This window comes from Dietzia massiliensis (assembly GCF_018390595.1).
GTDB classification, from domain to species: Bacteria; Actinomycetota; Actinomycetes; order Mycobacteriales; family Mycobacteriaceae; genus Dietzia; species Dietzia massiliensis.
Window position 1 is genome coordinate 21,135 of sequence record NZ_JAHBAV010000046.1, and the last position, 8,789, is coordinate 29,923.

Sequence of the window (8,789 nt, forward strand, 5' to 3'; positions counted from 1 at the left end):
GCGGTCATGGGACTCGAGGAGAAACTGCCGGCCGGCTTCCTGCTGACCACGGTCGAGCAGCTCGCGGGGTACATGCGCAAGGGTTCGCTGTGGCCGGCGACATTCGGCCTGGCGTGCTGCGCGATCGAGATGATGGCCACGAGCGGTGGCCGCTACGACCTGGCCCGGTTCGGCACCGAGGTGTTCCGCGCGTCGCCCCGGCAGGCCGACCTCATGATCGTCGCGGGCCGCGTCAGCCAGAAGATGGCCCCGGTGCTGCGCCAGGTCTACGACCAGATGGCCGAGCCCAAGTGGGTGCTCTCGATGGGCGTGTGCGCGTCGTCGGGCGGGATGTTCAACAACTACGCGATCGTCCAGGGCGTCGACCACATCGTGCCCGTCGACATCTACCTGCCCGGGTGCCCGCCGCGGCCGGAGATGCTCATGCACGCGATCATCACGCTGCACGACAAGATCCAGAACATGCCGCTGGGCACCAACCGGGCGGAGGCGATCCGGGCGGCCGAGCGGGCCGCGCTCGACGAACGTCCGCTCATCCCGGTCGAGGGGATGTTCCGATGACCGAGCGCACCCCCGACCGCCCCGGCCACACCCCGGATCGCTCCCCCGCCGCGCCCGACCGCACGGACGCGGCCGGCCGGCCGGTCACCGCCGATCCCCACGACGCCGCGGGCCCCGACACCGTGGGCGTCCGGCACGGGATGTTCGGCGTGCGGGGCTCGGGGGACACCTCCGGGTTCGGTGGCCTCGTGCGCCCGACGGTCCTGCCCGGCAGCACCCCACCGCCGTACGGGGACGACGACGACAAGGTCGTCCGCGCGCTCACCGCGGCCCTGCAGCGGTGGGGTGGGGCGAGCTTTGCCGAGGCGGTCGAGAGGGTCGTGGTCCACTGCGGCCAACTCACCCTGCACGTGGTGCGCGAGCACCTACCGGCGGTGGCGCTGGCCCTGAGGGACGATCCCGACCTGCGCTTCGAGATGTCGCTGGGCGCGAGCGGGGTGCACTATCCGGGCGCCACCGGCCGTGAGCTGCACGTGGTGTACCCGCTGCAGTCGATCACCCACAACCGCCGGGTGATGCTCGAGACCTGGGCACCGGACGCGGACCCGCACGTGCCGACGCTGACCCGCGTCTATCCCACGACGGACTGGCACGAGCGGGAGACGTACGACTTCTTCGGCGTCATCTTCGACGGGCACCCGTCGCTGACCCGGATCGAGATGCCGGACGACTGGGAGGGCCACCCGCAGCGCAAGGACTACCCGCTGGGCGGAATCCCCGTGCAGTACAAGGGCGCGACCATCCCGCCTCCGGACCAGCGGAGGGCGTACTCGTGACCGCCGACCGCACGCGCGTGCCCCGGGCCGCCGATTCCGACACGATCCTCACCGCCTCCGGGCGGGACTGGGACGCGATCAGCGAGGCCGCGCGTAACGCCGACGACGACCGCATCGTGGTGAACATGGGTCCCCAGCACCCGTCCACGCACGGCGTGCTGCGGCTCATTCTCGAGATCGAGGGCGAGACCGTCACCCGGGCCAGTTGCGGGATCGGCTACCTGCACACGGGCATCGAGAAGAACCTCGAGTACCGCTACTGGACGCAGGGCGTGACGTTCGTGACGCGGATGGACTACCTCTCGCCGTTCTTCAACGAGGTCGCCTTCTGCCTGGGCGTGGAGAAGCTGCTGGGGATCAGTGAACAGGTGCCGGAGCGGGCGTCGGTCATCCGGGTGATGCTCATGGAGCTCAACCGGATCGCCTCGCACATGGTCGCGCTGGCCACCGGTGCGCTCGAGCTGGGCGCGAGCACGCCGATGCTCTTCGGGTTCCGCGAGCGCGAGCTCGTGCTGGACGTCTTCGAGGTCATCACCGGGCTGCGGATGAACCACGCCTATATCCGCCCCGGCGGGGTGGTCCAGGACCTGCCCGACGAGGCCGTGCCCAAGGTGCGGGAGCTGCTCGAGGTGATGCCGGGGCGGATCCGCGAGATGGAGCTGCTGCTGCGCGAGAACCCCATCTGGCGGATGCGCCTGCAGGACGTGGGCTACCTCGACCTCACCGGCTGCATGGCGCTCGGCGTCACCGGCCCGGTCCTGCGGGCGACGGGCCTACCGCACGACGTCCGCCGCTCCGATCCGTACTGCGGATACGAGACCTACGAGTTCGACGTCGTCACCGGCTCGGCGAGCGACTGCTACGACCGGTTCGTCGTCCGCGTCGACGAGATGAAGGAGTCGCTGAAGATCGTCGAGCAGTGCCTGGACCGGCTCGAACCGGGCCCGGTGATGGTCGACGACCCCAAGATCGCCTGGCCCGCCCAGCTCAAGGTGGGCCCGGACGGCCTGGGCAACTCCGCCGAGCACATCCGCCACATCATGGACAGTTCCATGGAGGCGCTGATCCACCACTTCAAGCTGGTCACCGAGGGCTTCCCCGTCCCGCCGGGCCAGGCGTACGTGCCGGTGGAGTCCCCGCGCGGCGAGCTGGGCGTGCACATGGTCTCCGACGGCGGCACCCGGCCGTACCGCGTGCACTACCGCGACCCGTCGTTCACCAACCTCCAGGCCGTGGCCGCGATGTGCGAGGGCGGGATGGTCGCCGACGTCATCGCCGCCGTCGCCAGCATCGACCCCGTGATGGGAGGAGTGGACCGATGAGCGAGCCCGTCTTCCTTCAGTTCGGCCAGCAGCCCGACGAGCCGGGCGCGATCGTCCGGCCCGACGCCCGGAGGACCTACCCCGACGACGTCCTGGAACGACTGCGGGCCGACGCCGACCTGATCGTCGCCCGCTACCCGCAGGCCCGCTCGGCACTGCTCCCGCTCCTCCACCTGGTCCAGGCCGAGGACGGTCACCTCACGCCCGCCGGCATCGAGTTCTGCGCTCTCGTCGTCGACCTGTCCCCCGCCGAGGTCATGGCCGTGGCCACCTTCTACTCGATGTACCGCCGCACGCCGACCGGCGACTACCTGGTCGGGGTGTGCACCAACACCCTGTGCGCGGTGATGGGCGGCGACGAGATCTACGCCGACCTGCGCGATCACCTGGGGCTCGACGGACCCGGCACCACCGACGACGGACGGATCACGCTCGAGCGCATCGAGTGCAACGCGGCCTGCGACTACGCGCCCGTCGTGATGATCAACTGGGAGTTCTTCGACGACCAGACCCCCGCCACCGCGCGGCGGGTGGTCGACGCCCTCCGCGCCGGCCGGCCCGTCACCCCGACCCGCGGCGCCCCGCTGTGCACGTTCCGCGAGACCGCCCGCATCCTCGCCGGCTTCCCCGACCCCCGCCCCGGTGCCAATGACGGTGCCCCCGGCGAGGCCACACTCGCCGGGTTGCGCGTCGCCCGCGAGCACGACATGCGCGCGCCCGAGCCGACCGCCCCGGACGAGGAGGCCTGACATGCCGCTCGCGCCGTACCTCAGCCGCTACTGGGACGCCCCCGACAGCTGGACGCTGCAGACCTACCTCGACAACCACGGCTACGCGGGCCTGCGCAACGCCCTCGCCGCCGGGCCCGACGAGGTGATCTCCACCGTGCTCGACTCCGGCCTGCGCGGCCGCGGCGGCGCAGGCTTCCCCACCGGCCGCAAGTGGGGGTTCATCCCGCAGGACACCGGCGCCGACGCCGCCGACCCGTCCGCCGCGGCCAGGCCCCACTACCTCGTGGTGAACGCCGACGAGTCCGAGCCCGGGACGTGCAAGGACATACCGCTCATGCTGGCCACGCCCCACGTGCTGATCGAGGGTGTGATCATCGCCGCCTACGCCATCCGGGCCTCGCGCGCGTTCATCTACCTCCGCGGCGAGGTTGTACCCGTCCTGCGCCGCCTGCAGACCGCGGTCGCCGAGGCGTACGAGGCCGGCTACCTCGGCCGCGACATCCTCGGCAGCGGGTTCGACCTCGAACTGGTCGTCCACGCCGGCGCCGGGGCGTACATCTGCGGCGAGGAGACCGCCCTGCTCGACTCCCTCGAGGGCCGCCGCGGACAGCCCCGGCTGCGGCCGCCGTTCCCCGCCGTCGCCGGGCTCTACGCCTGTCCGACGGTGGTGAACAACGTCGAGTCCCTCGCGAGCGTGCCGTCGATCCTGCAACACGGGCCGGAGTGGTTCCGGTCGATGGGGTCGGAGAAGTCGCCCGGGTTCACCATCTACTCGCTGTCCGGGCACGTCACCCGGCCCGGCCAGTACGAGGCACCGCTCGGGATCACGCTGCGTGAGCTGCTCGACCTCGCCGGCGGGATCCGCGACGGCCACACGCTCAAGTTCTGGACCCCCGGCGGTTCGTCGACGCCGCTGCTCACCGACGCCCAGCTCGACATGCCGCTGGACTACGAGGGGTGTGCGGCCGAGGGCACGATGCTCGGCACCAAGGCGCTGCAGATCTTCGACGACACGACCTGCGTGGTGCGCGCGGTGCTGAGGTGGACCGAGTTCTACGCCCACGAGTCGTGCGGCAAGTGCACGCCGTGCCGCGAGGGCACGTTCTGGCTCCGGCAGATCATGACCCGGCTCGAGGACGGCACCGCCACCGCCGACGACCTGGACCGGCTGCTCGACATCTCGGACAACATCGTCGGCAAGTCGTTCTGCGCCCTCGGCGACGCCGCCGCGGCCCCGATCGTGTCGTCGATCCGGCTCTTCCGCGACGAGTACCTCGCCCACATCCCGGACGGGTGCCCCTTCGACCACAGCCGCTCCACCGTCTTCACACGCACCGACCGCGCAGGTGCCGGCTCCCGGCGTCCGCCCGTGCGGCCGGCCCGCGGACCCTCATCGCGATCCGAGGAGGTGGCCCGATGACCTCGGCCACGTCAGGAGCCCCCCGCGACGCCCGCGGACCGACCCAGGACCCCGCCCGGGACACCGACCGCGGCGAGGGCCGCGCGGCCGACCGCGCCGAGGACCTCGTCACCCTCACCGTCGACGGCCGCGAGGTCTCGGTGCCGCCGGGCACGCTCATCATCCGCGCCGCCGAACGGATGGGCGTGCAGATCCCGCGCTTTTGCGATCACCCGCTGCTCGACCCGGCCGGCGCGTGCCGCCAGTGCATCGTCGAGGTCGAGGGCGCGCCCAAGCCGGTCACCTCGTGCACGACCCCGGTCACCCAGGACATGGTCGTGCGCACGCAGTTCACCTCCGAGATGGCCGACAAGGCGCAGCGCGGCGTGATGGAACTGCTGCTCATCAACCACCCGCTCGACTGCCCGGTCTGCGACAAGGGCGGCGAGTGCCCGCTGCAGAACCAGGCCCTGATGAGCGGGCACGGTCGCTCCCGGTTCACCGAGGTCAAGCGCACGTTCCCCAAGCCGATCGCCATCTCCTCCCAGGTCCTGCTCGACCGCGAACGCTGCGTCATGTGCGCCCGCTGCACGCGGTTTTCCGAGCAGATCGCCGGCGACCCGTTCATCGACCTGTTCGAGCGCGGCGCCCAGCAGCAGGTCGGCGTATACGGCGACGAGCCGTTCGAGTCGTACTTCTCCGGCAACACCGTGCAGATCTGTCCGGTCGGCGCGCTGACCGGGGCGCAGTACCGCTTCCGGGCTCGCCCGTTCGACCTCGTGTCCAGCCCCGCCGTGTGCGAGCACTGCGCGAGCGGCTGCGGTCAGCGCACCGACCACCGACGCGGAAAGGTACTGCGGCGCCTCGCCGGCGACGACCCGCAGGTCAACGAGGAGTGGAACTGCGACAAGGGCCGGTGGGCGTTCACCTACGCCACCCAGCGGGACCGCATCACCACGCCGATGGTCCGCGGCGAGGGCGGCGGGCTCGTCCCCGTTCCGTGGCCCACCGCGCTACGGGTCGCCGCGGAGGGGTTGGCGGCCGCGCGTGGGCGCACCGGGGTGCTCACCGGCGGGCGCCTGACCGCCGAGGACGCGTACGCCTACGCCAAGTTCGCGCGCACGGTGCTGGGCACGAACGACGTCGACTTCCGCGCCCGCCACCATTCCGAGGAGGAGGCCGCGTTCCTCGCCGAGCGGGTCGTGCGCCGCGGCCCGGGCGACGGATCGCGCGACAACGCCGGTGGGACGGACGCGGCCGCCGCCGTCACCTACTCCGACCTCCAGGCGGCGCCGGCGGTCCTGCTCGTGGGCTTCGACCCCGAGGAGGAGTCGCCCATCGTCTTCCTGCGTCTGCGCCGGGCCGCTCGCGACCACGGGCTGAAGGTGTTCTCGATCGCGCCGTTCGCCTCGCCCGCCGTCCGCAAGACCCGCGCCGCACTGCTGCCGACCGTGCCCGGCGACGAACCGGCGGTGCTGGACGCCCTGGCCGTCGACCCCCCACCCACGTCAGCGGACGAACCGGTCGACGACCCCACCCTCGGCGCCCTGCCCGCCCTGCTGCGCGAGCCCGGGGCGGTGATCCTCGTGGGCGAACGCCTCGGCGCGATCCCGGGTGGCCTGTCGGCCGCCGCGGAACTCGCCGACGCCACCGGGGCGAGCCTGGCCTGGATCCCGCGGCGCGCGGGTGAGCGCGGTGCGCTCGAGGCCGGGTGCCTTCCGGGGCTGCTGCCCGGCGGCGCGACCGTCACCGACGACGCAGCCCGAAGCGCCCTCGCCGACCTCTGGCGCTGCGACGAGCTGCCGACCGCACCCGGCCGCTCCACCTTCGAGCAGCTGGCCGCGGCCGCCTCGGGTGAGCTGGCCGCCCTGCTCGTCGGCGGCGTCGAGGCCGCGGACCTGCCCGATCCGCGGGCGGCGCTCGACGCGATCGACACCGCCGGCTTCGTGGTGAGCCTCGAGATGCGGCGCAGCGAGATCACCGACCGCGCCGACGTGGTCCTGCCCGTCGCTCCCGTCGCCGAGAAGGCCGGGATGTTCGTGAACTGGGAGGGTCGGACCCGCCCCTTCGCCGCGGCACTGACCGGCACCGACGCGATGCCCGACCACCGCGTCCTCAACGCGCTGGCGGAGGAGGCCGGGGCGTGGTTCGGGCTGCCGGATGTCGAGTCCGTCCGCCGTGAGATGCAGGCCGTGGGCGAGACCCTCGTCCCGCAGCCACCGCCACAGACGCAGCCGCACGCCGGGATGGCGTCTCGCCCCCGCCCGCGTACGCATCCCAGCCCACAGCCGCACGCCCGGATGGCGTCTCGCACCCCCCGAAGTGCGCGCGAGACGCCATCGGCAGGAGCGGCTGCAGAGGGAGCGGCTGCGGAGAGTGCGGCTGCAGAGGGAGCGGCGGCGCCGGGGCGGGCACCCGAGCCCGGCGCGGGGCAGGCCGTCCTGGCGACCTGGCGGATGCTGCTCGACGCCGGCCGCATGCAGGACGGGGAGCCGCACCTGGCCGGCACGGCCCGCCGCCCGGTCGCCCGACTGTCGCCGACGACCGCCCGCGACTTCGGCGCGGGCGAGGGCGACCCGGTGACCGTCTCCACCGACCGCGGGGCGATCACCCTGCCGCTGGCGATCACCGAGATGCCCGACCGCGTGGTGTGGGTGCCGCAGAACTCGCCCGGCTCGGCCGTCAACGCCACCCTCGGCGCGGCCGCGGGCGAGATCGTGGGCATCGCCGCCGCGGGGACCGCCGCCCGGGAGGTGACGGCATGACCGACCTCTCGGCCTTCGGCGCGGACCCGTGGTGGCTGGTGCTCGCCAAGGTCCTCGCGGTGTTCGTGTTCCTCGTGGTGACCGTGCTCGCGGCGATCTACCTCGAGCGCAAGATCCTCGCGTGGATGCAGATGCGCATCGGACCCAACCGCGTCGGCCCGGGCGGCATCCTCCAGAGCCTGGCCGACGGCGTGAAGATCGCCCTCAAGGAGGGCCTCATCCCGGCGGGGGTCGACAAGCCGATCTACCTGCTCGCCCCGGTCATCGCGGTGATCCCGGCGTTCATGGCGTTCGCGGTGATCCCCTTCGGGCCCGTGGTCTCGGTGTTCGGGACCGCGACGCCGCTGCAGCTCACGGACCTGCACGTGGGGATCCTCTACGTCCTCGCGGTCACCTCGATCGGCGTGTACGGCATCGTCCTGGCCGGCTGGTCCTCCGGGTCGACGTACCCGCTGCTCGGCGGCCTGCGGTCCACGGCCCAGGTGATCAGCTACGAGATCGCCATGGCGCTGTCCTTCGTCGGCGTGTTCCTCTTCGCCGGCACCATGTCCACCTCGGGGATCGTGGCCGCGCAGTCGCAGGTGTGGTTCGTGTTCCTGCTGGCGCCGTCGTTCGTCGTCTACGTCATCTCGATGGTCGGCGAGACCAACCGCGCCCCCTTCGACCTGCCCGAGGCCGAGGGCGAACTCGTGGGCGGCTTCCACACCGAGTACTCGTCCCTGCGGTTCGCGATGTTCATGCTGGCCGAGTACGTCAACATGACCACCGTCTCCGCGCTCGCGGCCACGCTGTTCCTCGGTGGCTGGCAGGCGCCGCTGCCGTTCTCGCTCATCCCCGGCGCCGACTCCGGGTGGTGGGCGCTGCTGTGGTTCGTCGCCAAGGTGTGGACCTTCATGTTCCTGTTCATCTGGCTGCGGGCCACCCTCCCGCGGCTGCGCTACGACCAGTTCATGGCGTTCGGCTGGAAGGTGCTCATCCCCGTCTCCCTCGCCTGGGTGATGGCCGTGGCCACGATCCGGGTGGTCGTGGGTCCCGAGTCGGACCTCCTCACGCCGGCCATGGTGATCGCGGGCCTGGTCGCGGTCGCGGTCATCGTCGTCGTCCACCGGATCCACACCCGACGCGGCGGCCGCGCCGCGCCCACCGACGCCGGAACCCGCGGCGCGGCCGCCGCGTCCTCCCGGGTCCACCACTTCGCCCGCCAGCTCGGGACCCCCGCCCCGTTGCTCGCGGCC

The 8,789-nt window shown here is 72.4% G+C and carries 7 protein-coding genes; all 7 read left to right on the forward strand.

Going from position 1 to position 8,789, the window contains the following annotated elements:
* Positions 1 to 6 precede the first annotated feature (6 nt).
* The gene (locus tag KHA85_RS12545; RefSeq protein WP_213186031.1) at positions 7 to 561 is read left to right on the forward strand and encodes a NuoB/complex I 20 kDa subunit family protein; all 555 of its coding nucleotides are present in this window, start codon (positions 7 to 9) and stop codon (positions 559 to 561) included.
* A 140-nt stretch (positions 562 to 701) separates the two neighbouring features.
* Positions 702 to 1,337, forward strand: a complete 636-nt coding sequence (locus KHA85_RS12550) for an NADH-quinone oxidoreductase subunit C (protein WP_438802056.1) — start codon at positions 702 to 704, stop codon at positions 1,335 to 1,337.
* Entirely contained in the window at positions 1,334 to 2,659 is a 1,326-nt protein-coding gene (gene nuoD, locus KHA85_RS12555; RefSeq protein ID WP_213186033.1) for an NADH dehydrogenase (quinone) subunit D, read from the forward strand. The genes KHA85_RS12550 and nuoD overlap by 4 nt, the downstream gene beginning before the upstream one ends.
* Positions 2,656 to 3,408 (forward strand): NADH-quinone oxidoreductase subunit NuoE, encoded by a 753-nt coding sequence (gene nuoE, locus KHA85_RS12560; RefSeq protein ID WP_213186034.1) that lies wholly within the window; start codon positions 2,656 to 2,658, stop codon positions 3,406 to 3,408. The genes nuoD and nuoE overlap by 4 nt, the downstream gene beginning before the upstream one ends.
* Position 3,409: 1 nt before the next feature.
* Positions 3,410 to 4,810, forward strand: coding sequence for an NADH-quinone oxidoreductase subunit NuoF (nuoF, locus tag KHA85_RS12565; protein WP_213186035.1), 1,401 nt, complete (start codon positions 3,410 to 3,412; stop codon positions 4,808 to 4,810).
* A complete protein-coding gene (locus tag KHA85_RS12570) occupies positions 4,807 to 7,554 on the forward strand; it encodes an NADH-quinone oxidoreductase subunit G (protein ID WP_213186036.1) in 2,748 nt (915 codons plus the stop codon). Before nuoF ends, KHA85_RS12570 begins: the two co-directional genes overlap by 4 nt.
* Positions 7,551 to 8,789, forward strand: a 1,239-nt coding sequence (nuoH, locus tag KHA85_RS12575; RefSeq protein ID WP_236885627.1) for an NADH-quinone oxidoreductase subunit NuoH, incomplete at its 3' end; no start/stop codon positions are given. The genes KHA85_RS12570 and nuoH, both read left to right, overlap by 4 nt.